The sequence below is a fragment of the Clostridium sp. SHJSY1 genome (genome assembly GCF_031626875.1).
GTDB lineage: Bacteria > Bacillota > Clostridia > Clostridiales > Clostridiaceae > Clostridium.
Window position 1 is genome coordinate 1 of record NZ_JANDMF010000052.1, and the last position, 26,410, is coordinate 26,410.

A 26,410-nucleotide genomic window follows, 5' to 3' on the forward strand; every position below is an offset into this window, starting at 1 on the left:
AAATGGGGGAAATAACTAAAAAAAATAATAAAAAAAGGGCATACCCATGGGCTTTATTGAGTTTCCGTGAGTGCTCATATCAATTGAGGGGGAAAGATTAATGAAAAAATGCAAGATTTTATCAATAATACTTTCATTCGCTTTACTTAGTACAAGTATGGTAGGATGTGGTAGCACAAAAGATAAGGCAGATTCATCATCTATTAGCGGAGATGATAAGTCACCTATAACATTAACTATGTTTACTAATGATTCTTCAGTAGATATTAATTTTGATGATGATGTAGCTAAAAAGATAACAGAACTAACAGGCGTAACATTAAAAATCACTCATCCAGTAGCTGGTGATAAACAAGCAATTCCTCTTATGATTGCAAGTGGTGAGTATCCAGACTTAATATATGGGAAAGATGATACTGGTAAGTTAATAGATGCAGGAGCTCTTATTAAGCTTGATGATTATATAGATAAAAATGGAAAAAACTTAAAAGCTTTATATGGAGACCAAATAAATAGACTAAAATATACTGCTGATGATCCATCTATATATACAGTAGGAACATATTCAGTAAGTGGTATTAATGAAGGAATACAAAATCCAAATGGAAATTTACAGATTCAAAATTCTGTATTAAAAGAATTGAAATATCCTAAAATAAAAACTTTAGAGGACTATGAAAAAGCATTAAAGGATTATATAGCAAAATATCCTGAAATTAATGGTAAAAAGACTATAGGTATGTCTCTAATGGCAAGTGATTGGAGATGGGCAAATACATGTGGAAATATAGGGGGATATGTAGCAGGTATTCCAGATGATGGGCAATTTAAAGTTGATGATGAAACAGGAGAAGCAACTTATAAGTTCCAAATACCAGAAGTGAAAACCTATTTTAAGTGGTTAAATCATATAAATGCAGAAGGATTATTAGATCCAGAATCATTTACTCAAAAGGAAGATGCATACAAAGCTAAAATAACTCAAGGTATTGTTTTGGGTCTTTCAGATGCTAGATGGGATTATGATCAAGCAACTAAGACTTTACAAGCATCAGGTATGGATGAAAGAACATTTGCACCTCTTTCTGTTACATTAAGTGATAAATATAAAGATCCTGCAAGAAAGAATTTTGGGTTTAGTGGCGCAAAAGGAGTTGGTATTTCATCATCTTGCAAAGATAAAGAAAGAGCATTTAAATTCTTAGATTGGTTAGCATCAGATGAAGCTCAAGTTCTATTAAATTGGGGTATTGAGGGAGAACATTATACAGTAGAAAATGGCAAAAGAGTAATTAAGCCAGAAGTGCAACAACAAAAAAATACTGATAAAGACTTTGCAATGAAAACTGGTATAACTAAGTATGTATATCCATTTCCACAAAGAGGAGATGGGGCTGTAGATTCAAATGGTGATACTTATACAATGAATTCAGTAGAGAATTATATTAAAAATTATAATTCAGCTGAAAAAGAGACATTGAAAGCTTATGGAGCAAAATCATGGGGAGATATATTCCCTACATCTGAAGAATTAGGAGAATCTAAGCATGGACAAGCATGGCAATATACAATTCCTAGTGATGGAGACTTAGCTATTATTCAAAAGAAAGCTGATGATTATGTTCAAAAAGCAATAACTCAAGCAATTCTTGGAAAAGAATCAGATTTTGATTCAACTTGGGATAAGATTCAATCAGATCTTAAAGCTATGGATATAGAAAAAGCAAACAAGGCTATGACTGATTTGGTTAAGGAAAAATTAGAACTTTGGAATTAAGCATTTAAAGAGGTCACCTCAAAATATAATATCTTATTTTGAGGTGATTTTATTATATAGGGAGGGATACAAAATGAAATTTAGTAATGGTTGTTGGTTGAATAGAGAAGGGGTTGAAACATTTAGCCCACAAGAAGTTTATAGTACAAAGATAGAAGAAAAGGAGTTAACTGTTTATGCTCCTTGTAACAGAATAAATCATAGAGGAGATACTTTAGGAGGTCCAGTTATAACATATAAAATTACATCTCCAATGGAGGATGTAATAAGAATTAGAGCATATCACTACATGGGACAGCAAGTTAAAGCACCAAGTTTTGATATTTATGAAGAAAATGATAATAAGGTTCAAATCGAAGAAAATGATAGTAAGGTTTTATTCAAATCAGGTAACCTTAAAATGGAGATAGAAAAAGATTCATGGTCAATGAATTTTTATGAAAAGGAAAAGAAATTAACATCAAGCCTTGGAAGAGGGCTAGCATATGTAATAGAAGATAAGAAAGATGTATATATGAGAGAGCAACTTCAACTTTCAGTAGGAGAATTAGTATATGGGCTTGGAGAAAGATTTACTCCATTCGTAAAGAATGGACAAACAGTTGATATATGGAATGAAGATGGTGGAACAAGTACAGAACAATCTTATAAAAATATCCCTTTTTACGTAACAAATAAGGGATACGGAGTATTTGTAAATCATACAGAAAAAGTATCCTTTGAAGTTGCATCAGAGAAGGTTACAAAGGTTCAAGTCAGTGTGCCAGGAGAGTATATTGATTACTTCATCATTGGTGGAGGGTCAATGAAAAAAGTTATAGAAAACTATACAAGTTTAACAGGAAAACCAGCCCTTCCTCCAGCTTGGTCTTTTGGACTATGGCTTACAACATCCTTCACTACAAATTATGATGAAAAGACTGTAACAGAATTTGTTGATGGTATGGCGGCTAGAGATTTACCTCTTAGAGTATTCCATTTTGACTGTTTCTGGATGAAGGATTATAACTGGTGCAATTTTGAATGGGATAATAGAGTGTTCCCAGACCCAAGAGGAATGCTAAAGAGATTAAAAGAGAAGGGATTAAAAATATGTGTTTGGATAAATCCATATATTGCACAGGAATCAAAATTATTTGATGAAGGAATGAAGAATGGATATTTTATAAAAAGACCTAATGGAGATGTATGGCAATGGGATATGTGGCAGCCAGCTATGGGAATAGTAGACTTTACAAATCCAGATGCCTGCAAGTGGTATTCAGGTAAATTAAAAGAATTAATGGATATGGGAGTGGATTGTTTCAAAACTGACTTTGGTGAACGTATACCAACTAATGCTGTGTATTTTGATGGTTCAGACCCATATAAGATGCATAATTATTATACTCAAATCTATAATAAAGTAGTTTTTGATACTATAAAAGAAGTTTCAGGAGAAAAGGAAGCAGTTTTATTTGCAAGGTCAGCAACAACAGGAGGACAACAATTTCCTGTACATTGGGGTGGTGATTGTGAATCAAATTATGAGTCTATGGCAGAAAGTTTAAGAGGTGGATTATCTTTATGTATGTCTGGTTTTGGATTCTGGAGTCATGATATAGGAGGATTTGAAAGTACATCAACAGCAGATGTATATAAGAGATGGGTGGCATTTGGTCTTTTATCATCTCACAGTAGATTACATGGAAGTACATCCTATAGAGTGCCTTGGCTTTATGATGAAGAGGCAGTTGATATAGTTAGATTCTTTACAAAGTTAAAATGTAGCTTAATGCCTTATTTGTATAAAACTTCAGTATTTGCACATGAAACAGGAATTCCAGTTATGAGGTCTATGATATTGGAATTCCAAGATGATTTAGCTTGCACCCATTTAGATAAGCAATATATGCTTGGAGATTCTATTTTGGTTGCTCCTATCTTTAATGAATTAGGAGAAGCAGCATATTATTTACCAGAGGGTAAATGGACTAACTTTATTACTGGCAAGAAATGTGAAGGTGGAAGATGGGTTAAGGAGATACATGATTATTTAAGTATTCCTATGTTAGTTAAAGAAAATAGTTTAATTGCAATTGGTAATGAAAATAAGGTGCCAGATTATGACTATAGAGAAGATGTATCTATACTTGCATATGAATTGAAAGATGGAGTAGAAGCATCTACAAAAGTATTAGATATGAATGAAAATGAAACACTTAGTGTAAAAGTATTAAAGAGAAATAATAAGATAACTATAGAATCAGAAGGTGTAGATAAGCCATTTAACATTATATTTAAGAATGTAGTATATATAAAGAATGTTGAAGGCGGTAGCATTAGAGTTGAAGGAAATGATACAAAGGTTGTACTTTCTGGAAACTGTAGAGCAGTATGTGAATTGAGGTAATTAAATAGGAAGGTTAAGCCTTCCTATTTGTATATGAATAAGTGTGTGGAGGTAATAACTATGTATGAAGAGAGAATAGAAGAATTAATATCTAAACTTACTTTAGAAGAAAAGGTTGGAATGTGTCATGGTAGAGGATTATTTAGAACAGAGGGGGTAGAAAGACTTGGAATACCTCCATTAAAGATGTCAGATGGACCAATGGGAGTAAGAAATGAATTTCCAGATGCTAGTTGGATGCCTATAGGAAATTCAGATGATTATACAACATATCTTCCTTGTAATACTGCCTTAGCAGCTACTTGGAATACAGACTTAGCCCATAGAGCTGGAAAAGTATTAGGTAAGGAAGCAAGAGGAAGGGGAAAAGATGTTATTTTAGGCCCTGGAATTAATATTGTTAGAAGTCCTCTTTGTGGCAGAAATTTTGAATATATGTCAGAGGACCCTTATTTAATTAGTGAAATGGTTGTACCTTTTATTAAGGGTGTTCAAGAAAAAAATGATGTATCTGTTTGTGTAAAGCATTTTGCCGTTAATAATCAAGAGACAGAACGACTTAATGTTGAAGTTGAGATAGATGAAAGAACTCTTAGAGAAATTTATTTACCTGCCTTTGAAGCAGCTGTAAAGAAAGGAAATGCTTATTCTATAATGACAGCTTATAATAAGTTGTTTGGTTACTATTGTTCTCATAGTAAGTATTTATTAAAAGAAATATTAGAGGATGAGTGGGACTTTGATGGAGTTGTAATATCAGACTGGGGAGCAGTTCATGATACTATAGAAGCAGCAGAAGCAGGTTTAGATGTTGAAATGAATGTTACTTTTAACTTTGATGATTATTTCTTTGCAAATCCATTAATTCAAGCTGTAAAAGAAGGAGAAATAAAAGAAGAAATAATAGATGAAAAGGTTAGAAGAATTTTAAGATTAATGTATAAAGTAAATGCTTTTTCTAATGAAAGAAAAAGAGGTAGTTATAATGATTTTAAAAGTAGAGAAGAAGTTCTTAATGTAGCTAGAGAATCAATTGTCTTATTGAAGAATGATAATGATATTCTACCTTTTAAAGATAAAGACATAAAGAGAGTGGCTGTAATAGGTGAAAACGCTAATATAGTACATTCAAATGGAGGAGGAAGTGCAGAGATAAAAGCGTTATATGAAATAACTCCTCTACTTGGAATAAAAATGAGACTAGGTGGACAAACTGAAGTAAGTTATGCAAAGGGATATAGTTCAGATAATGCTAAAAAGGAAGAATTAATAGAAGAAGCAGTTAGATTAGCACAAAATTCTGATGCTGTAGTGATTGTTGGAGGATTAAAACATACTGCAGATGAATTAGAATTGAAAGATAATGCACTTACAATTTCAAAGGATGAAAAGATAAAGCATTATGTAGATAGTGAAGGTTATGATAAAACGGATTTAGATCTTCCATATAAGCAAGATGAACTTATTAAAAGAGTCTTAGAGGTGAACAAAAATGCTACTGTAGTAATTCTTAGTGGAACTCCAACTAAAATGACAGAGTGGATAGAGGCGGCGCCTTCAGTAGTTCAAACTTGGTATAACGGTATGGAAGGAGGAAGGGCTTTAGCTGAAGTATTATTTGGAGATGTTAATCCTTCAGGAAAGCTACCTGTTACCTTCCCTAAGAATTTAGAAGATTGTCCTGCGCATAGTATAGGTGAATTTCCAGGTGGAAAAACTGTTAAATATTCAGAAGGTATTTTTGTTGGCTATAGATACTTTTCTAGTTATAATGTAGAACCATTATTTCCTTTTGGACATGGTCTTTCATATTCAACCTTTGAATATAAAGATTTAAGTTTAAGTGTTAATGAAGAAGCAGAAAATGTAGATGTAACCCTTAAGTTTAAGGTAACAAACACTTCAAGAGTTGCTGGAAAAGAAATTTCACAAGTGTATGTAAAAGATGTAGATTCGACTGTGAAAAGACCTCTTATTGAATTAAAAGGATTTGATAAAATATTCTTAAAAGCAGGAGAAACTAAGGAAATTAAAGTTAAGTTAAATAAAAAATCTTTTGCATTTTATAGTGTGGAAGATAAAAGGTGGAAGGTTGAAGCAGGTAAGTTTAAAGTGCTTGTTGGAACATCTGCTGAAGATATAAGGTTAAAAGGAGAATTAACAGTTAATTCAGAATATAGGTTTTAAGTTTAGGAGAGTTTATATATGAAGGATAACAATTTAAGATTGTGGTATAAGAAACCAGCAAAAAAATGGGTAGAAGCTCTTCCTCTTGGAAATGGAAGATTAGGGGCCATGGTATTTGGAGATGTTTCTAAAGAAAGAATTCAATTAAATGAGGATACTTTATGGATGGGAGCTCCAGTTGAAGAGGAAGGTTCATCATTAAAGGATTTAGAAGAAGCAAGAAAACTAATCTTTTCAGGAAAATATAAAGAAGGACAATCACTTATAAATGAAAAATTATTAGGACCTTGGAATGAGTCATATGCACCTATGGGAAATTTATATCTAGATTTTGGACATACAGAAGAATATACAGAATATGTGAGAGAATTAGATTTAGAAAATGGAGTTGTAAATGTTAAATATAAAATAAATAATACTGAATATAAAAGAGAATTATTTATTTCCAATCCAGATAACGCAATTATAATCAAATTTACTTCAAGTGATAAAGGAAAATTAAACTTTAAGGTTTCACTTGATAGCTTATTAAGATTTAATGTAGAAAGTAATGATGATTCTTCAATAAAATTAAAGGGAAAAGCACCAATATATGCACTTCCTTCTTATGAAAATGATGAGGATCCTATCATTTATGATGAAGAAGGTAAAAGGGGAATGGACTTTCAAGTTTTATTGATAGGTGAATCTGAAGGTGGCAAGCTATGGTCTAAAGATGGAATTCTTAATATTGAGAATGCTGACAGTGTAATTTTTAAAATCATAGCTCACACAAGCTTTAATGGTTTTAAAAATGAACCAGGAACCAATGGAAAGGATGTAGATAAGTTAATTAAGAATACTTTAGAAAATATTAAAAATAAGTCTTATGAAGAAATATTTTTAAATCACTTAAATGAATACACAAAACTTTTTAAGAGAGTTGAATTCACTTTAGGTGAAGGAAAGACAAATGAAATTCCAACAGATGAAAGATTGCAGAAAGTTATTAATGGAGAAGAAGATTTATCATTAATACCATTATATTTTCAATATGGAAGATATCTTTTAATAGCAAGTTCTAGAGAAGGAAGTCAGCCTTCAAACCTTCAAGGTATCTGGAATGAAGATTTAAGACCAGCATGGAGCAGTAATTATACTACAAATATAAATGTAGAAATGAATTATTGGCCAGCAGAAGTTTGTAATTTATCAGAATGTCATAAACCATTATTTAAAATGATAAAAGAAGTATCTGAAAGTGGAGAAGAAACTGCTAAAAAGAGATATGGATGTAGAGGCTGGGCAGTAAATCATAATGTAGACCTATGGAGACAAACAGCTCCAGCAGGTGGAAGTGCAGAATGGGCATATTGGCCTATGGCAGGAGTTTGGTTTTGTAGCCATATTTGGGAGCATTATGAATTTACACAGGATAAAAACTTCCTAGAAGAAGCATATCCTCTAATGAAAGAAGCTGCAATATTTTTATTAGATTGGTTAATTACAGATGAAAATGGCTACTTAGTAACCTGTCCATCAATATCTCCGGAGAATAATTTTTTAACTAAGGAAGGAGAAAAATGTTCACCAAGTATAGCTTCAACAATGGATATGGCTCTTTCAAGAAATTTATTTACTAATTGTATAAAAGCTTCAATTATTTTGAATAAGGATGCTATTTTTAGAAAAGAAATGGAAAAAGCTAAAGAAAAATTATATCCATATAAAATAGGAAAGCATGGGCAATTACAAGAATGGTTTAAGGATTTTGATGAATTTGAAATAGGTCATAGACATTTATCACATTTATTTGGCTTATACCCAGGAAATGAAATAACAGAAGAGAATTCAAAAGAAACATTTGAAGCTGCAAGAGTTTCTTTAAAAAGAAGATTAAGTCATGGGGGAGGCCATACTGGGTGGAGTGCAGCATGGGTTGTTAGCTTGTTTGCAAGGCTTAAAGATTCAGAATCAGCATATAAATATCTATTAGTATTGTTAAGAAAGCTTACTTTCACAAACTTATTTAATGTTTGTCCGCCTTTTCAGATTGATGGGAATTTTGGAGGAACAGCAGCTATAGCAGAGATGTTAATACAAAGTCATAAAGATTATATTGAGTTACTTCCAGCTTTGCCTAAAAAGTGGCAAATGGGAAAGATAAAAGGCCTTAAAGCTAGAGGTGGATTTGAGGTTGATATCGAGTGGAATAATGGAGAATTAGTAAGTGTTAAAGTCAAATCTAGCATAGATGGAGTATGTAGGATTAAATATAAAGAGATTAAAGATATACAATTTACAAGAGATGAAGAAAAGCTGGTGGATTTTTATGAATAAAAACAAGTTTGCAATTACTCCACCTATGGGATGGAATAGCTATGATTATTATGATACTACTGTAAATGAAGAACAAGTTAAAGCTAATGCATACTATATGGCTGAGCATTTAAAAGAGTTTGGATGGGAATATATTGTGGTAGATATAGAATGGTATGCTTATGATACAGGCAAACAGAGAGAACAATATCAGTACAAACCTTTTGGAAAAGTAGAAATTGATGAATATTCTAGGTTGTTACCTTGTCCTGACCGTTTTCCATCTTCAGTAAATGGTCAAGGATTTAAACCATTGGCAGACTATGTGCATGATCTTGGTCTTAAATTTGGTATACATATTATGCGTGGCATACCTAGGATTGCTGCACATAATCATATGAAAATTTTAGGAACTAAGTCTACAGCAAATGAAATTGCTAATCCATATTCCATATGCATGTGGAATCCAGATATGTATGGGGTGGAGGTAAACATAGAAGGAGCACAAGAATATTACAACTCTATTTTTGAATTGTATGCTCAGTGGGGAGTAGACTATGTAAAGTTTGATGATATTGGAAGATATGATGCATCTTCTGCAGAAAGAGAAATAGAGATGATTCATAATGCCATAGAACAATGTGGGCATCCAATAGTGCTAAGCCTCTCACCAGGTCCTGCTTTAATAGAAAAATCTTGGTATTATGAAAAGTATGCAAATATGTGGCGTATTACAGATGATTTTTGGGATAGTTGGAATACTCTATTGAATATGTTTGAAAGATGTGAGATATGGCAAAATCACGTATCAGAGGGATGCTATCCTGATTGTGATATGTTGCCTTTGGGATGTATAGGAAAAGGATTTAATAATGAACGGTACACCAATTTTACTAAAGAAGAACAAGTAACCATGATGACTTTATGGTGCATATTTAGGTCACCTTTAATGCTTGGTGCAGAATTAACAAAGCTAGATGAATGGACTAAAGCTATTATTACAAATAAAAAAGTATTGAGGCTTTTATCTAATTCAAAGGGAGCTAAACAGATAATGCGAAATAAAGAGCAGGCTATATGGCTAACTAGAGATTTAGTGGAGGATATTTATTATCTTGCAGCTTTCAATTTAAGTGATGAAAAACGAAAGATTTCTATCAGAGCTGAAGAAATTGAGTTAAATTCTTTTAAGGATAAGAAGTTTAAGGAATTGTGGTGTGGTAAAGTTTTTGAAGGATTGGTTGATGTGATTAAAGTAGAAGTTTTAGCACATGGAGCAAAACTTTACAAAATTCAGGACATTTAATTTTTATAATAATTAATTTAAATATTTTAGAAAGAAGTAAAGTGTAGATTTTTTGTGCAGTAATAAAATCTACACTTTTTATTTTTAAAACTTGTTTTACTGCTTTAATGTGAAATGAGATACAAAGGTCTTAGTAACATGAATTATTGTAAAAAATTAGTTTGCATTTTTTAGAGAAGTGTAAGTAATTGGATTGGGGAAATTATACATGCTAAATAGAGCTATTTAGTACTCTAATGTAGACTTTTTAAATCCTTGAATAATATAAATATATAAATTATAGTTAAGATGAAGAACAAACATTAACAACATTTCTAGGAGGTATACAAATGCAAAAAATTTTAATAGTTGAAGATGACCAGGTTGTTTCAGATATAATAAAATTAAACTTACAAATGGTTAATTATAATACTAAACAGGTTTATGATGGAGAAGAGGCAATTAAAATAATCGGAAAAGAAAGTTTCGATTTGATTATTTTAGATGTTATGATTCCTAAAATAGATGGTTTTGAAGTTATAGAAAAAATAAAAAACGAAGAGCTTCCAGTAATTTTTTTGACAGCAAGAAATTCCTTATTAGATAGAGTAAAGGGATTAAAAATGGGTGCAGATGATTATATAGTAAAGCCCTTTGAATCAATAGAACTTTTGGCAAGAATTGAAGCAGTTTTAAGACGTTATGGTAAAAAAAGTAATATACTAATTGCTAAAAATTTAGAAATAAATATAGAACAGAGAGTTGTAAAACAGGAAAATAAAGTTATAGATTTAACTATGAAAGAATTTGATCTTCTAAGACTTTTGGTTGAGAATAAAGGAATTGCTTTATCTAGAGAAAAAATTTTAGAGAAAGTTTGGGGATATGATTACTTAGGGGAAACAAGAACTGTTGATATGCATATTCAAAAACTCAGAAAAAAGCTGAATTTAGATGATGAAATAAAAACAGTATATAAAATTGGGTATAGGTTGGAGATATAAATGAAATTTTGGCAAAAAATCTTTATATATTCATTATTGTTATTTTTAATAGTATTTAATTTAGGAGTTATCTTTTTTATAGAAAACAGTAGTAATTTAAGTTTAAAAAGAGAGATAAATAGATCATTAACTGAACATAAAACTATTTCAGAAGGACTTGATTTTTATAATAAGATTTCAAATACTTATGTATATGAAAATACATCAGAGTTTAATACATACATATATGAAAAAAGTATTCAAAACTATTTTGACCAAATTAACTATAAGGACATATATTTAGAGGTTCTTGATAAAGAAAATAATGTGATTTTTAATAACCTACCATTTAAGATTCCAGAAGAAAGAGAAGAGCTTCAAGATTCATCAACTAATAGACAATATATTATAAGAGACGTAGAAAATAGAACGTTATTATTTATATCTGGTTTAGTAAGAATTCAAGAAAATGATTTTAAACTTTCTTATATTCGAGATGTAACATATATATACCAAGATAAAGAAGAACAATATAATTTTTTTATTAAAATATCATTTATAGTAACTTTAATATTAGCTGTTGGTATGTATTTTCTAAGTAAGTATATTACCAGGCCTATATACAAGTTGGTGAATTCTGTGAAAAAAGTTTCTAATGGTGAGTATTCAGAAAGAGTAGATATAAATTGCAAGGATGAAGTGGGGATTTTAGCAAAAAACTTTAATGAAATGGCAAATGCCATTGATGAAAAAGTAAATGAATTACAAATAAAAGCTGAAGAAAAACAAAGATTTATAGATAATTTCACACATGAATTAAAAACACCATTAACTTCTATAATTGCATATGCAGATTTTCTTCGTTCAACTGAATACAAAGAAGAAATTTCAATAGATGGATTAACTCATATATTGAAAGAAGCAAAAAGATTAGAAAAACTTTCTTGGAAAATGATGGATTTAATATTACTTAAAAGAGATAATTTTATAATGAAAAAGGAAAATACACATAAGATATTTCTAGATATAAAAGAGCATTTAAATCCTAAATTGCAGAAAAAAAATATAAAGTTATCTATCTGCAATTCAGAATATGAGATTCTTGTAGAAAGGGATTTAATTAGAAATTTAATTAGCAACTTAATTGATAATTCTATCAAGGCTTCAAAAGAAAATAGCACAATTTATTTGAATGTATATAAAAATGCAGAAAATAAAATTGTAATAGAAGTAAAAGATGAAGGAATTGGAATTGCTGAAAAAGATATATCTAAAGTTTTTGAAGCTTTTTATGTTGTAGATAAATCTAGAACTAGAGCTAACAATGGTGCTGGACTTGGACTTTCTATATGTGCTGAAATAGCAAAAGTTCATAATGCTACATTAGAAATAGAGAGTAAAGTATATAATGGAACTACAATAAAACTAATATTCAATTAAATTTTACAACTAATTTACAACTATTAAGTAATTTGTATAAGTATATAGTATATGATTTAGTTGATGGAAAGAGAAAAGTAAATTCAGTTACAACTAAGGGGGATAATAATGAAATCAAAAATGCTAATAGCTTTAGCAATACTTGGAGTATTAAGTATTGGAGGTACTAAAATTTTTGCTCAAACATCAAAAAATACAATAAAAAGAAATGTATTAATGACAGAGAAAACAGAAGTAACAAAGTCAGAAGATAGTAATGATGAAGTTATGAAAGATAGTAACAATGAGATTTCTAGGGGAAGTAATGGTAAAATTACAAAAGAAAGAGCAGTAGAAATAATGGAAGAAGCATTGAGTAGATATTTTGATATAAAGGAGAAAAGTAAAAAATTAAATTTAGATATTAGTCCAAGTAGAGATAGTGAAAATAATTTAGTACAGTGGATTATAAGTTGGAATTCAGAAAAAACAAATGTGAGCTATTGCGGCATTGTAGATGTTTTGACTGGAAAAATAGAATTTATCAAAGAGAATGGAGATAAAAGTAATCCAGTTCAAGAAATGTCAGTTCAAGAAATGAAAGAATTAAGTATTAAATTTGTAAAAAAATATAAACTTATTGATAATGTAGATAACTTGAAGCTTTTAGGTGAATATTGCTATGAACAAATGGATAAAGAAAAACAATATGTATTTACTTATGGTGAAAAAGATACAGATGTTATTTATATTAATATAGATTTAGTTAATAAAAAGGTATGTGGTTTTGCTGGTGGATCTTTAGACCTTGCACATATTAAAAAAGTATCTGAATAAAGATATAAAACTTTATTTTATGTTTAATAATATTGTAAAAGTAAATATATGGAGAAAAATATGAGAAGAGTGGAAAAGTATAGAAGAAGGTTAAGATTTAAAAAAAAGGCAAGAAAATATGCAATAGTTTGTACAATAATTGTAATGGCTTTTTCTATTGGGGCGCTTGTAGCTGGATTGGAATTTAAAGATGATAATGTAAAGTGTTACACTAAAACAGAAGTAATAGATAAAGTTAAACCAATAGATGGAAGAACAATAGAAAAAAATATTGAAAGGGAAATTAAATCAGAATCAAAAGAAAAAGATTTAGAGATAAAATCAGAAATTATAGATGAAAGTAATTATACTCCAATAGATAAAGATCCAAATGCTGATGATGCAATTGAATTATTTCATACTACAGAAAAATTAATTAAAGGTGAATTAAGGTATCCTGTGCGAAAAGATGGTAAAAAAGTTGTATATTTAACCTTTGATGATGGTCCATCTACAACAAATACTCCTAAAGTATTAGATACATTAAAAGCTAATAATATAAAAGCTACATTTTTTATTATGGGAAAACAAATAAATAGTTCTAAAGCGTCAAGTGAAATATTAAAAAGAACTGTAGCTGAAGGACATGCTATAGGTAATCATACATACAGTCATGAATATAAATATCTCTATCCTCATGATACAGTAAATGTTGATAACTTTATGGCAGATGTAGAAAAATGTGATAAGGAATTAAAAAGTGTATTAGGTGAAAAATTTTCTACTAGAGTTATTAGATTTCCAGGAGGATATTGGTCATGGAAGGGCAGAAAAAATATAAGACCTGTTCTTGTAGATAAAAGGTATGCAATTATAGATTGGAATACATTATCAGAAGATGCTGAAGGAAAGCCAAACAAAACTGCTAAAGAACTAACTGAAATAACAAGAAAAAATTTAAATCTATTAGGACCAAATGCAGATAGTGTAGTAATATTAATGCATGATACTTATGGAAAAGAAGAAACAGCAAAGTCTATTCAAGACATAATTAATATTTTTAAAGACAAAGGATTTGAATTTAGAACAATAAAGTAAATATAAATGTGAATAGATTTTTAGTTTTTATTCTTGTATAAAGAAGATAAAGTTTCAAAGAAATTATAATTTAAAGGAGGATTTTAACTTGAAAAAACAAAAAGTTAATAAATTAAAGAAAGTTAAGTTAATTAATTTTTTTACTATAATACTAATTACTATGTTTACTATTTCATGCTCAAGTACAAAAGAGCAAGTGAATGAAAAAAAAGTATCAAATGTAGATACAAGTACATCTTCAAAAGTAAATGAAAAAACAGTATCAAATACAGATACAAGTGTACCTTCAGAAGTAAAAAAAGAAAATTTAGTTTCTATATTTGGTACTATAAAAAACATTGATAAAGGGACTAAGATAGTTGATTTTGATGACCTAGAAATAGTTACTGCAGACCAAAAAGAAAGAATGAAAGAAATAGGCATCACAGATAGAGATTTCTCAAATTGGTATATGTATAACCAATCAAATGAAATAAAGTCTTATAAGATTAAAGATAATGTTTCCATAACTATTTATAATAAGGATACTAATGGTAAAATATCTACTGATATAAATGGATTATATAATCAAGTTAAAAGTGGCTATGAGAATTATTATAATATAAAACTACAAGGAGAATATATTGTTGAGATAGTTCAAAAAATAATGAATGAGTAAACCAAATTCTATTTGAAGGTTAAAAAAAGTAGAGATTAAATCAGCTACACACTCATAGATGTTAGACTATGAGTGTGTAGCTGATTTTACGTAATAAAAAATTATCGTTTTTCTATAAGTTTTTGTTCTTGTAACATCCTCCTTATTTGAATATTATTTTTTTAAAACAGCTAGATCTTTTCCTTTTAAATTAATTTCACCAGAAACATTTCCTTTAGTTAGAAGATTCATATATAAATCATCTTTTAAATTGAAACTAATTGATTCATCAGTATGATTTAATATAAAGAAAATTTCCTTACCATCCTTAGAACGTTTAGTTATTTCAACACCTTTTTTAATGTCAAAATCTAAACTAAGAGAATGAATAGAGTCTAAATAACTTACAAAATCATCTATAAATTTAGAATCAGGATCAGAACCTATATAATAAGCATTTCCTTTGCCATAAGAATTAACAGTAAACACAGGTTTATCCTTATAAAAATCAGAACCATATAAGGCAAGTGGCGTAGCACCTTCTAAATTAATAATATCAAATAGCATATTACAGTTATACTCTGAATCAAATTCACTTAATGTATTATTAATTTGCATGCTATTATAAATTTCAAGTGGTAAAGCATCCATTTCTTCTATCCATATTCCAAGAAGATCTCTAAGTTCAGATGGATAACCGCCAAGTTTTACCTTATCATTTTCATCAACATATCCACTAAAGAAAGTAGTTATAAAAGTTCCACCCTTAGAAACAAAGTTTTTTATATTGTCAGCTACATTATCTTTTAGCATGTAAAGAACTGGAGCAACAACAACAGAATATTTAGATAAATCATCTGTAGGTTTAACAAAATCAACAGATATATTTTTATTATAAAAACCTTCATAATATTTTTCTATTTGAGGTATATATTTAAGTTTAACTGAAGGCCCACTAGAGAATTCTATTGCCCACCAATTATCCCAATCAAATATAATAGCAACTTTTGAATCAATTTTGGAATCTAGTATTTCATTACCTAAAGAATGAAGTTCTTTACCTAATTCTTTACATTCTTTAAATACTCTAGTATTTTCGCTTCCTGAGTGGGATATAACAGCACCATGATATTTTTCACATGCACCAACAGATTGTCTCATCTGAAAGAACATTATACTGTCAGCGCCATGAGCAAGGGTTTGAAAACTTTGTAATCTTAATTCTCCAGGACGTTTTACCGAATTATAAGGTTGCCAATTTGCTTGATTTGGTGTTTGTTCCATAAGCATAAAAGGCTCTCCATTTTTTAGTCCTCTCATTAAATCATGTCTCATGGCAATAGTGCTAGGGGCAGCACCATATGAAGGGTAATTATCCCAAGATACTATATCCATATGTTCAGCCCATTTGAAGTAATCTAAAGGTTTAAATGTTCCCATTAAGTTGGTTGTTATTTTTATATTTGGAGTTATTTCTTTTATAGTTTTATATTCACCCAAATAACAATCCAAAATGGAATCTGACATGAATCTATTATAATCTAAAGCCATACCTTGAAATGTAGTGCAAGTTTTATCTTCACCATGCCACATTTCATTTAGTCCAGAAGGGGAAGAGATTTCATTCCAATTATATAGAGTATGTCCCCAAAAATTCATATTCCAAGCTTGATTTAAATTATCTATAGTTTTATATTTTTTCTTTAACCATTCTCTAAATTCTTTTTCACAATTATCACAATAGCAATAGTTATCATATTCGTTTCCTATATGCCAAAGAATTAGATTATCATAATTTCTATATCTTTCTGCTAATTTTCTTGCAAGGTTTACTGAAAATTTACGATATACTTTGCTATTAGGACAGAATTTAACTCTGCCTCCATGTTTACGTTTATGTCCATCAAAATCAATAGGTAAAATTTCTGGATATTTCAAAGACATCCAAGATGGTTGAGCAGCAGTTGAAGTTGCAAGGCATACATATATATCATTTTCTTTTAACAAATTTAGAATATTGTCTAACCATTGAAAAGTATATGTTTCCTCATTAGGCTGCAATAGTGCCCAGCTAAATACAGGTAGTGTAACTACATTTATATTTGCCAATTTTAATAAGCGGATATCTTCTTCAATAATTTCTTTTGGCCATTGATCAGGATTATAATCACCACCATAAAGGATATAAGGTAATTTAGAATTTATCAAAATAACTCCTCCTCAAAATAAGATACTTATAATTAAGACTACTACAAATGATTACATAAAAGTATAGTACAAATTTTATAATAATTGCTTATAAAATTAGATATGCAACAATATAATATCTATGTAAAGCGAGTGCTAAATATGAAAACAACTACATTACTATATATTGCAATAGATACATATGATGGATATAATAATTGTAGAGTAAATGTTTACTTGTAAAGATAATTATATGAAAAAAGGTATAAATTATGAAAAATAAAATTAAAACTATAGTAAACAATATAAACATACGTAATAAGTTAATACTAACATATCTTATAGTTGCTATTGCTACAGTATCAGTAGTTGGAATTTATTCAAGTATGAAAATGACACAGATAGTTATAAATAGAGCTATTAATGAAGCTAAAACTAATGCAGATACAATGCAGCATAGATTAGAAGAAGTATTAAGACTAGCTACTAGAGTTTCAGACATGATATATTCTGATGATGAATTAAATTCAATTATTAGTAAAAATTATAGTGATAATGCTGAAGTAGTAGAAAAGTATAGTAATTATTCAACTCTTAAAAATTATCTTAAGTATTATAAAGAGATATCTGGAATAACTCTTTATGTAGAGAATCAAACCTTACTTGGCAGTGAAAATATATTAAAAGTTACAGAGGATATTAAAAATAAAGATTGGTATAAGAAAGCTGTAAATGATAGAGGAAAAATTTCATGGAGTTATCTTGAAGATGATCTGTCTAGCAGCTACCATTTATCTCTTACACGAGCTATTATGGATAATAGAGGGAAAAAGATAGGTGTACTTGTTATAAATATTAGTCCTTATGAATTAACAGATATAATCAGCATGAATTCTGAAAACAATATCATAATGTTAGATAGTGAAACTATTTCTCTAGATAAGAATTATAGCATAGATAAAGATGCATTTAATTTGGTTGAAGAAAAAGAATTAATTAATGGAGATAACAGTATTTTAAATGGTAATTTTAATAATAAAAATAGTTATATTGTATGGAATTCATTTAGTATAGAGAAATCATTAAATAATAAATTTGGTGTATTTACATCTCTTCCATTAAGTGAAATAACACAACAAACAAGAACAGTTATTATAAATATTGTAGGAGCTGTAGCACTAGCAATAATTCTTTCACTAGCAATAATTCTATATTTTTCTAAGAATATAGCAAGTAGAATTAATTTATTAAGATTTGAAATGCATAGGGTAGTAAAAGGTGATTTTAATATAGGAAAGAGAATATATGGTAATGATGAAATTGGACAACTATATGAAGATTTAAATATTATGATTAATAGTATAAAAAGGTTAATAAATGAGGTTTATAAAGGAAAAATCCAAAAAGAAAAGTTGAAAGCATATCAAAAAGAGGTAGAATTTAAAATGCTTTCAAGTCAGATAAATCCTCATTTTTTATATAATACATTAGAAACAATTAGAATGAAGGCATTTTGCAATGGGGATAAAGAAATTGCAAATATAGTAAAGAAGCTTGGAAAGATAATGAGAAGAAATTTAGAAGTAAGTGGAAAAGTAGTAACCTTAGAATCAGAACTTAAACTGATAGGAGACTATCTAGAGATACAATCTATGAGGTTTGAGGGAATGGTTGAATACAATCTTGATGTGCAAGAAGAATTAGATATAGAAAATTATAAAATATTACCACTATTACTTCAGCCAGTAGTGGAAAATGCTTTTGTTCATGGGCTTGAAGAAAAAGCTGGGAAAGGAGAGATTTTAGTTAAGATATTTAAGAAAAATAAATATTTAATTATTGAAGTAAAGGATAATGGTGAAGGAATAGAAAAAGAGAAGTTATTAGAGTTAAAGAAAGGCCTAAGCATAACTGAAGAAGGTAAAAGAAGCATTGGAATGAAGAATGTTAATCAAAGAATAAAGATACATTATGGACAAGAGTATGGGCTTGGAATAGAAAGTGAATTACATAAAGGTACGAAAGTTACATTATGCTTACCAGTATGAAAGGGATGGAGGTATAAAAATGTTAAATGTTCTAATTATAGATGATGAGCCAAATGTTAGATTAGGGTTAAGGAAGATAGTTCCTTGGGAAGAAAATGGATTTAGAGTGTGTGGTGAAGGTGTAGATGCAGAAGATGGATTTGAAAAAATCATTAATCTAAATCCAGATATAGTGCTTATTGATATAAAGATGCCTGGAAAACTTGGAACAGATGTAATAAGAGATGCTAGAAAAGAAGGGTTTAGAGGAAAGTTTGTAATTGTAAGTGGATATTCAAATTTTGAATATGCAAAGGATGCAATTAAGTATGGGGTTAAGTCATATATTTTAAAGCCAATTGATGAAGATGAGTTGATTGAGATATTATTGCAGCTTGCAGAGGAAATAAAAGATGAGAAAAAGTTAGAGGATGATAAACCGTTATTAAAAGAGATTAATTTAAAGAAGATTATTTTTCATAAAGATGTTGATATAGAAAAAAAATATTTTACTTATGAAAATTTTCAATTAGCTTTAGTATCCATAAATTCAAAAGATGGGGATAATATAGACTATAATAATGAATTAATACAAGCGTATTTAAAAAATTATGATGATATAGAGGTTATAACCTTAGATGGATTTGTAGGTGTTTTGTTTGAAGATGTTAAGAAAAGAATGGTTAAAAGTATCCTAAAGAAATTGGCAAGTAAAATTAATGAAGAGAAAGAAAAGACTGTATTTATAACTGTTGGAGAACAAGTTAATAGTATTAAATTAGTATACAATTCATATAAAAGAGCAAGGAATTTAATGGATAAGAAGTTTTTATATTTAGAAGAAGAGATAATATTTGAAGAAGATGAAAAGAAATATAATGTTGATAATATATTAGATATAAAAAATCATATTAATAAAATTTATAGTTTTGTTGAAGTTAATGATATGGATAGACTAAATGAAGCTATTATGGAGTTGAAAGACTATGTTATAAAAAGAGAGTATTCTGAAAAGCAAATCAAAATTATAAGTATTGAAATATTTCTTGAACTTAAGGCAAAACTCATTAAGGATTACAACTTAAATGAAGAAGATTTGTTGGAGAGTGAGGAAATAATTAAGGAGATATATAGTAAAATAAGTTTAGATGGTACTATAAATTACCTTTTGGATAATTTTATGAATATATCTAAAAAATTAGTAACACAATCCGCTGGAAATAGTGTGAAAAGGATAATAAATTATATGGAGAAAAATTATTACAAGGATTTAAAATTAGAATCTCTTGCAAATATATTCAATTATAATAGTGCATACTTAGGAAAGCTTTTAAAAAGTACTATTGGAGAAAGTTTTAATACTCATTTAGATAAAATAAGAATAGAAAAAGCAAAAAAATTACTTGTAAACGATAAACTTAAAGTGTATCAGGTTTGTGAAAAAGTTGGGTACAAAAATATAGATTATTTTCATAGTAAATTTAAAAAGTATGTTGGGACAAGTCCTAGAAATTACAAAAAAGAGAATGAAAATGGAAAAACCTTAGTTGAAATAGTGGATATGGCTATTAGTGATAATGCTTAAATAAATAGAAAAGATCTTTAATTACAAAGGTCTTTTTTATTTAAAACAAAGTAGTAAGTCAAAATATTTTTAAATTGACTAATTGTAAGTAACAGTATACAATTAACTTATTAAAGCACATTTAAAAAGTAATTTCAAATGTTTAATTTATAAATGGGAGGGATTAATATGAGGTATTTATTGGGGTTAGATATTGGGACATCAGGAACAAAAACAGCTTTGTTTGATGAATATGGTAATACTGTGAAGACAGCAACTTATGAATATAATTTGTTTCAACCACAAGTAGGATGGGCAGAACAAAACCCAGATGATTGGTGGGAAGCTTGCTATAAAGGGATTAAAGATGTAATAGAAAAAAGTGATGTACAAGCTTCTGATATAAAAGGTATTGGACTTAGTGGACAAATGCATGGACTTGTTTTGGTGGACAAAGATAACAAAGTAATTAGAAACTCTATAATATGGTGTGACCAAAGAACAGAAAAAGAATGTGATTATATTACGGAGGTTATAGGAAAAGAGAGATTAATAAAAATAACAGGAAACCCAGCATTAACAGGATTCACTCTTTCAAAATTATTATGGGTTAAGAATAATGAACCTGAAAACTATAAGAAAATATATAAAATTCTTCTTCCAAAAGATTATATAAGATTTAAGTTAACTGATGTATTTGCTACAGAAGTTTCAGATGCTAGTGGTATGCAAATGCTTGATATAAATACAAGAAATTGGAGTATAGAATTACTTGATGAACTAAGAATAGATAGGAATATACTAGCAGATGTGTATGAATCAGTTGTTGTTACTGGAAAAGTAACAGAAGAAGCAGCTAGGTTAACAGGTTTAGAAAGTAATACACCAGTTGTTGGTGGGGCAGGAGATCAAGCAGCTGGAGCTATAGGAAATGGTATAGTAAGTGAAGGAATAATATCAACTGTAATAGGTACATCAGGAGTTGTGTTTGCAGCTACAGATACACCTAAGTTTGATAAGTATGGAAGAGTTCATACTTTATGTCACGCAGTACCGAATAAATGGCATGTAATGGGGGTAACTCAAGGAGCTGGACTTTCATTAAATTGGTTTAAAAGAACTTTTTGTACAAAAGAAGTTGAAGAAAGTGAAAAGCTAAATAAAAACATATATGATATTTTAACTAAAAAGGCTAGTAATTCAAAGCCAGGGTCAAATGGAATTGTTTATTTACCATATCTTATGGGGGAGAGAACACCACATATTGATCCAAATGTTAAGGGCGCATTTTTAGGAGTAACTTTAATAAATAATCATGATGACTTTACTAGAGCTATATTAGAAGGTGTTAGCTTTAGTTTAAAAAATTGCTTAGATATTATTGAAGATATGGATGTAAAAGTGGATGATATAAGAATAAGTGGAGGTGGAGCTGAAAGTGAAGTTTGGAGACAAATTTTAGCTGATATATTCCAATATTCATTAACTACAATCAAAGCATCTGAAGGGCCAGCACTTGGAGTTGCAATACTTGCGGGAGTTGGGACTGGAATTTATGAATCTGTTGAAGATGCATGTAGCAAAATTATAAAAGGTGGAGAAAAGGTAACACCAGATAGAGAGTTGGAAAAAACATATTCAAAGGTTTATAATTTATATAATTCTGCTTATCCCAAAATAAAAGATTTTAATTTTTAATGAGGGATAATAGTGATATTATTAAAGAAAATATTACTGTAGAACAAAACTTGAGAGGGGTAAAAGTAAACTTGATAGATATAAATCATAGCAAAATAAAAGAAACAAATAGAAAAAAAATAATATCATTATTAATAAAGGAAGAAGAGATTACAAAATTAGAAATCTCAAGAAAATTAAATATAAGTATAACAACAGTTTCAACAAATATAACGGAATTAAGAAATGAAGGCTTTGTAGAAGAAGTAGGATCACTAGAATCTACAGGAGGAAGAAAAGCTACATCATATAAATTAAATGAAGATAGTAAGTTCTCTATAGGAATAGCATTAACTCCTAAACATATAAAAATATCTTTAGTAAATTTGAGAAAAATGGTAGTTGATACTATAAAGGTTAGACATAATAATGAAGATATGGAGAAAATAATTTCTTTAATGGAAGAAAATTTGAGCAAAATTTTAGAGGACAATAACGTTAGTAAAGAAAAATTATTAGGAGTTGGGATATCTATACCAAGTACTGTAGATTTTCAGTCTGGAACAATAAAGAACTGTTATTTTCTTGGAATAAAAGAGTTTAATATAAAAGATAAATTAAAGCATTTAAATATACCTATATATGTGGATAATGAAGCAAATTTGTCAGCTTATTATGAGTTTTTAAATAGAAAAGAAGAGTTAAATAATCTATTATATGTTTCTATAACAGAAGGATTAGGTCTTGGAATTATAATTAATGGGAATGTGTATAGAGGAGAAAATAGTGCTTCAGGGGAAATGGGACATATAAAAATAGTTATAGATGGCAAAGTGTGTAAGTGTGGTGCAAGAGGATGTTTAGAAGCATATACTTCCACTAATGTTTTGTTAGAAGATTATAATAATAAAAGTTCCTGTGAGATAACTGATGTAGAGGAATTTGAAGAAAAGTTTTTAGAAAAAGATGAAATAGCAAAAATAACAATGGATAATTATTTAAGCAAGTTGAGTGTTGGTATATCTAATTTGATTATGATACTAGATCCAAATACTGTAATTATAGGTGGAGATATAAATAATCTATTATTAAATAATATCGATTTTATTAAAGAAAATATATATAAAAATAATCTGTTTGCTAATGAAGAAAATTGCAACATTACAGTTGCGGGATATAAAGAATCATATTTGTTAGGTGCAGCAATGACTCCTATAGAGGAGTTCTTTAGAATTAAGTAGATAACAAAATAAAAATAAACTTTGGGGGATGTATAAAATGAAACTTTTTCTAGATACAGCAAATGTAGAGTATATCAAAGAAGCAAATGAAATGGGGGTTATTTGTGGTGTTACAACTAATCCATCTTTAGTAGCAAAGGAAGGTAGAGACTTTAACGAAGTTATAAAAGAAATAACAGAGATTGTTGATGGGCCAATAAGTGGAGAAGTTATTAGTGAAGATGCAGAAGGCATGATTAGAGAAGGAAGAGAAATTGCAGCTATTCATAAGAATATGATTGTAAAGATTCCAATGACTGCAGAAGGACTTAAGGCAACAAAAGTTTTGGCTAGTGAAGGAATAAAAACTAATGTTACTTTAATTTTCTCAGCAACACAAGCTCTTTTAGCAGCTAATGCAGGAGCAACTTATGTAAGTCCATTTTTAGGAAGAATAGATGATATATCAATGGATGGAATGGAGCTTGTTAGAACCATATCAGAAATTTTTCAAGTACATGGAATAGAAACTATGATAATAGCAGCAAGTGTAAGAAATCCAATTCATGTAATTGAAGCTGCAAAGGCTGGGGCTGATATTGCAACAGTTCCATATAGTTTAGTAAATCAAATGATTAAACATCCATTAACAGATCAAGGGTTAGAAAAATTTAAGGCAGACTGGGCAGCTGCTTTTGGTAAATAAGGAGTAAAATATGAATAATGAATTAGATAAACTATCAATTAATGCAATAAGAGTGTTAGCAGCAGATGCTATTGAAAAATCAAAGTCTGGACATCCAGGGTTACCACTTGGAGCAGCTACAATGGCATTTACATTATGGAAAAAAATGAATCATAATGGAAAAAATCCAGACTGGGATAATAGAGATAGATTTATATTATCTGCTGGGCATGGGTCAATGCTTGAATATTCTTTATTACATTTATTTGGATATGGATTAACTATTGAAGATATAAAGAATTTTAGACAGGTAGGAAGTTTAACACCAGGGCATCCAGAGTATGGACATACTAAAGGGGTTGAGATTACTACAGGACCTCTTGGACAAGGTATATGTAATGCGGTAGGGATGGCTATAGCAGAAGCACATCTTGCAAATAAGTTTAACAGAGGAAATCATAATATAATAGATCATCACACCTATGCTATAGTTGGAGATGGATGTTTAATGGAAGGTATATCAGGGGAAGCATCATCACTAGCAGGAACCTTAGAACTTGGAAAGTTAGTTGTATTATATGATTCAAATAATATTTCAATTGAAGGAAGTACTGATATAGCATTTAGAGAAGATGTAGCTAAAAGATATGAAGCTTATGGATGGCAAGTAATTAAAGTATCAGATGGAAATGATGTTAAGGAAGTTTCTAATGCTATTGATGAAGCCAAAAAGGAAATTTCTAAACCATCAATAATTATAGTTAAGAATGAGATTGGATATGGATGTCCAGCAAAGCAAGGAAAAGCATCAGCCCATGGGGAACCTTTAGGGGTTGACAATGTAAGAGAGCTTAAAGCAAATTTAGGATGGGAAGATAAAGATTTTTATGTACCAGATGAAGTTTACTTAAATATGAATAATTATATTAATGAAGGTATAAAGAAAGAAGAAGCTTGGAATAAATTATTTAATGAATATAAGAAAGCTTATCCTGAACTTGCTGAAGAATATACTAGATGGATGAGTGGAGAGATAGATAGCCAAAGTTTATTTGAAAATGAAGAATTCTGGAGTTTTGATAAAGCTATGGCAACAAGAGAATCTTCAGGAATAGTTATAAATAGATTAGCAAAGATAATTCCTAACTTAATAGGAGGATCAGCAGATTTAGCTCCTTCAAATAAAACTTACATGGCTGGCAAAGGAGATTTCTCAGCAGAAGATAGAAGTGGTAAAAACCTTCATTTTGGAGTTAGAGAACATGCCATGGCAGCTATAACTAATGGTATTTATGCACATGGAGGATTAAAGGTATTCTGTTCAACTTTCTTTGTATTTAGTGATTATATGAAAGGTGCTATGAGATTATCATCTCTTATGAAACTACCAGTTACTTATGTTTTAACACATGATAGTATTGGAGTTGGAGAAGATGGACCAACTCATCAACCTATTGAACAATTAGCAGCACTTAGAAGCTTACCAAATATGACTGTATTTAGACCTGCTGATTCAAAAGAAGTTGCTGCAGCATGGTATTATGCTGTGACTAATGAAAAAACACCAACATCATTAGTATTATCAAGACAAAAGTTACCTTTATATGATGAATCAGCAAAAAGTGCATTAAGAGGAGGATATATTCTTAAAGATTCTAAGAGTGAAACTCCAGATATAATTTTAATGGCATCTGGTTCAGAAGTAGAGCTTATTTATAATGCAGCTGAGGAATTATCTAAAAGTGGTATAGATGCAAGAGTTGTAAGCATCCCATCATTTGAATTATTTGATGCTCAAGAAAAAGAATATAAAGAAAGTGTTATGCCAAAGGCAGTAAGAGCTAGATTAGCAGTTGAAGCATTAACATCATTTGGATGGCATAAATATATTGGACTTGATGGAGATATTATTTCTTTAGATGAGTTTGGAGCTTCTGGAAGGGCTGATATATTATTCAAGAATTATGGATTTACTGTTGAAAATATTGTTAGTAAGGCAATGAAACTTATAAAATAGTAGATGAAAAAGTATGTAGGTTTAAGAAATAGAGCTACATACTTTTTTTATTATTTGAACACTTCTGCATATTATGAGCGTTGTTGACAATAATTTATATTAAGGTAATTAATAAATATTCGATAATTATAATATATATTT

17 protein-coding genes are annotated in these 26,410 nt (G+C 29.4%); 16 read left to right on the forward strand and 1 reads right to left on the reverse strand.

Translation table 11 applies throughout. The features are described from left to right. Window positions 1-100 precede the first annotated feature (100 nt). The 10 genes from NNC19_RS19195 to NNC19_RS19240 all read left to right on the forward strand — a co-directional run bounded on the left by NNC19_RS19195 (window position 101) and on the right by NNC19_RS19240 (window position 14,913). Window positions 101-1,777: an ABC transporter substrate-binding protein gene (locus NNC19_RS19195; protein WP_310940306.1), complete on the forward strand. Its 1,677-nt coding sequence runs from the start codon at window positions 101-103 to the stop codon at window positions 1,775-1,777. Window positions 1,778-1,850: 73 nt separating this feature from the next. Continuing rightward, entirely contained in the window at window positions 1,851-4,169 is a 2,319-nt protein-coding gene (yicI, locus tag NNC19_RS19200; protein ID WP_310940307.1) for an alpha-xylosidase, read from the forward strand. 60 nt (window positions 4,170-4,229) lie between these two features. After that, window positions 4,230-6,356, forward strand: a complete 2,127-nt coding sequence (locus tag NNC19_RS19205; RefSeq protein ID WP_310940308.1) for a glycoside hydrolase family 3 C-terminal domain-containing protein — start codon at window positions 4,230-4,232, stop codon at window positions 6,354-6,356. Between the two features lie 18 nt (window positions 6,357-6,374). After that, window positions 6,375-8,675: a glycoside hydrolase family 95 protein gene (locus tag NNC19_RS19210; RefSeq protein ID WP_310940309.1), complete on the forward strand. Its 2,301-nt coding sequence runs from the start codon at window positions 6,375-6,377 to the stop codon at window positions 8,673-8,675. Next, a complete protein-coding gene (locus tag NNC19_RS19215; RefSeq protein ID WP_310940310.1) occupies window positions 8,668-9,960 on the forward strand; it encodes a glycoside hydrolase family 27 protein in 1,293 nt (430 codons plus the stop codon). Before NNC19_RS19210 ends, NNC19_RS19215 begins: the two co-directional genes overlap by 8 nt. A 329-nt stretch (window positions 9,961-10,289) precedes the next feature. Next, entirely contained in the window at window positions 10,290-10,943 is a 654-nt protein-coding gene (locus NNC19_RS19220) for a response regulator transcription factor (protein WP_310940311.1), read from the forward strand. Further along, window positions 10,944-12,362: a HAMP domain-containing sensor histidine kinase gene (locus NNC19_RS19225; protein ID WP_310940312.1), complete on the forward strand. Its 1,419-nt coding sequence runs from the start codon at window positions 10,944-10,946 to the stop codon at window positions 12,360-12,362. Window positions 12,363-12,470: 108 nt separating this feature from the next. Continuing rightward, window positions 12,471-13,178: a hypothetical protein gene (locus tag NNC19_RS19230; RefSeq protein WP_310940313.1), complete on the forward strand. Its 708-nt coding sequence runs from the start codon at window positions 12,471-12,473 to the stop codon at window positions 13,176-13,178. 60 nt (window positions 13,179-13,238) lie between these two features. Further along, on the forward strand, window positions 13,239-14,255 hold the full coding sequence (locus NNC19_RS19235; protein ID WP_310940314.1) for a polysaccharide deacetylase family protein: 1,017 nt from the start codon (window positions 13,239-13,241) through the stop codon (window positions 14,253-14,255). Window positions 14,256-14,343: 88 nt separating this feature from the next. Next, the gene (locus NNC19_RS19240) at window positions 14,344-14,913 is read left to right on the forward strand and encodes a hypothetical protein (RefSeq protein WP_310940315.1); all 570 of its coding nucleotides are present in this window, start codon (window positions 14,344-14,346) and stop codon (window positions 14,911-14,913) included. A 153-nt stretch (window positions 14,914-15,066) separates the two neighbouring features. On the opposite strand, the gene NNC19_RS19245 is transcribed toward NNC19_RS19240, so the two are convergent. Beyond that, window positions 15,067-17,100 (reverse strand): beta-galactosidase, encoded by a 2,034-nt coding sequence (locus NNC19_RS19245; protein ID WP_310940316.1) that lies wholly within the window; start codon window positions 17,098-17,100, stop codon window positions 15,067-15,069. Between the two features lie 251 nt (window positions 17,101-17,351). On the opposite strand from NNC19_RS19245, the gene NNC19_RS19250 reads away from it, so the two are divergent. From NNC19_RS19250 to tkt, 6 genes are all read left to right on the forward strand, one after another. After that, window positions 17,352-19,127: a sensor histidine kinase gene (locus NNC19_RS19250; RefSeq protein ID WP_310940317.1), complete on the forward strand. Its 1,776-nt coding sequence runs from the start codon at window positions 17,352-17,354 to the stop codon at window positions 19,125-19,127. A gap of 19 nt (window positions 19,128-19,146) precedes the next feature. Beyond that, complete coding sequence (locus NNC19_RS19255) at window positions 19,147-20,691, forward strand: response regulator (RefSeq protein ID WP_310940318.1); 1,545 nt, start codon at window positions 19,147-19,149, stop codon at window positions 20,689-20,691. 168 nt (window positions 20,692-20,859) lie between these two features. Further along, window positions 20,860-22,368: a xylulokinase gene (gene xylB / locus NNC19_RS19260; RefSeq protein ID WP_310940319.1), complete on the forward strand. Its 1,509-nt coding sequence runs from the start codon at window positions 20,860-20,862 to the stop codon at window positions 22,366-22,368. A 71-nt stretch (window positions 22,369-22,439) separates the two neighbouring features. After that, on the forward strand, window positions 22,440-23,588 hold the full coding sequence (locus NNC19_RS19265; protein WP_310940331.1) for an ROK family transcriptional regulator: 1,149 nt from the start codon (window positions 22,440-22,442) through the stop codon (window positions 23,586-23,588). A 37-nt stretch (window positions 23,589-23,625) separates the two neighbouring features. After that, on the forward strand, window positions 23,626-24,273 hold the full coding sequence (gene fsa / locus NNC19_RS19270) for a fructose-6-phosphate aldolase (RefSeq protein WP_310940320.1): 648 nt from the start codon (window positions 23,626-23,628) through the stop codon (window positions 24,271-24,273). A gap of 10 nt (window positions 24,274-24,283) precedes the next feature. Further along, window positions 24,284-26,269 (forward strand): transketolase, encoded by a 1,986-nt coding sequence (gene tkt / locus NNC19_RS19275; RefSeq protein WP_310940321.1) that lies wholly within the window; start codon window positions 24,284-24,286, stop codon window positions 26,267-26,269. Window positions 26,270-26,410 lie beyond the last annotated feature (141 nt).

Bases quoted from the DNA above. Each gene is read 5' to 3' on its own strand.
- NNC19_RS19195 (WP_310940306.1), top strand. From the start codon at position 101: ATGAAAAAATGCAAGATTTTATCAATAATACTTTCATTCGCTTTACTT.
- yicI (WP_310940307.1), top strand. From the start codon at position 1,851: ATGAAATTTAGTAATGGTTGTTGGTTGAATAGAGAAGGGGTTGAAACA.
- NNC19_RS19205 (WP_310940308.1), top strand. From the start codon at position 4,230: ATGTATGAAGAGAGAATAGAAGAATTAATATCTAAACTTACTTTAGAA.
- NNC19_RS19210 (WP_310940309.1), top strand. From the start codon at position 6,375: ATGAAGGATAACAATTTAAGATTGTGGTATAAGAAACCAGCAAAAAAA.
- NNC19_RS19215 (WP_310940310.1), top strand. From the start codon at position 8,668: ATGAATAAAAACAAGTTTGCAATTACTCCACCTATGGGATGGAATAGC.
- NNC19_RS19220 (WP_310940311.1), top strand. From the start codon at position 10,290: ATGCAAAAAATTTTAATAGTTGAAGATGACCAGGTTGTTTCAGATATA.
- NNC19_RS19225 (WP_310940312.1), top strand. From the start codon at position 10,944: ATGAAATTTTGGCAAAAAATCTTTATATATTCATTATTGTTATTTTTA.
- NNC19_RS19230 (WP_310940313.1), top strand. From the start codon at position 12,471: ATGAAATCAAAAATGCTAATAGCTTTAGCAATACTTGGAGTATTAAGT.
- NNC19_RS19235 (WP_310940314.1), top strand. From the start codon at position 13,239: ATGAGAAGAGTGGAAAAGTATAGAAGAAGGTTAAGATTTAAAAAAAAG.
- NNC19_RS19250 (WP_310940317.1), top strand. From the start codon at position 17,352: ATGAAAAATAAAATTAAAACTATAGTAAACAATATAAACATACGTAAT.
- NNC19_RS19255 (WP_310940318.1), top strand. From the start codon at position 19,147: ATGTTAAATGTTCTAATTATAGATGATGAGCCAAATGTTAGATTAGGG.
- xylB (WP_310940319.1), top strand. From the start codon at position 20,860: ATGAGGTATTTATTGGGGTTAGATATTGGGACATCAGGAACAAAAACA.
- fsa (WP_310940320.1), top strand. From the start codon at position 23,626: ATGAAACTTTTTCTAGATACAGCAAATGTAGAGTATATCAAAGAAGCA.
- tkt (WP_310940321.1), top strand. From the start codon at position 24,284: ATGAATAATGAATTAGATAAACTATCAATTAATGCAATAAGAGTGTTA.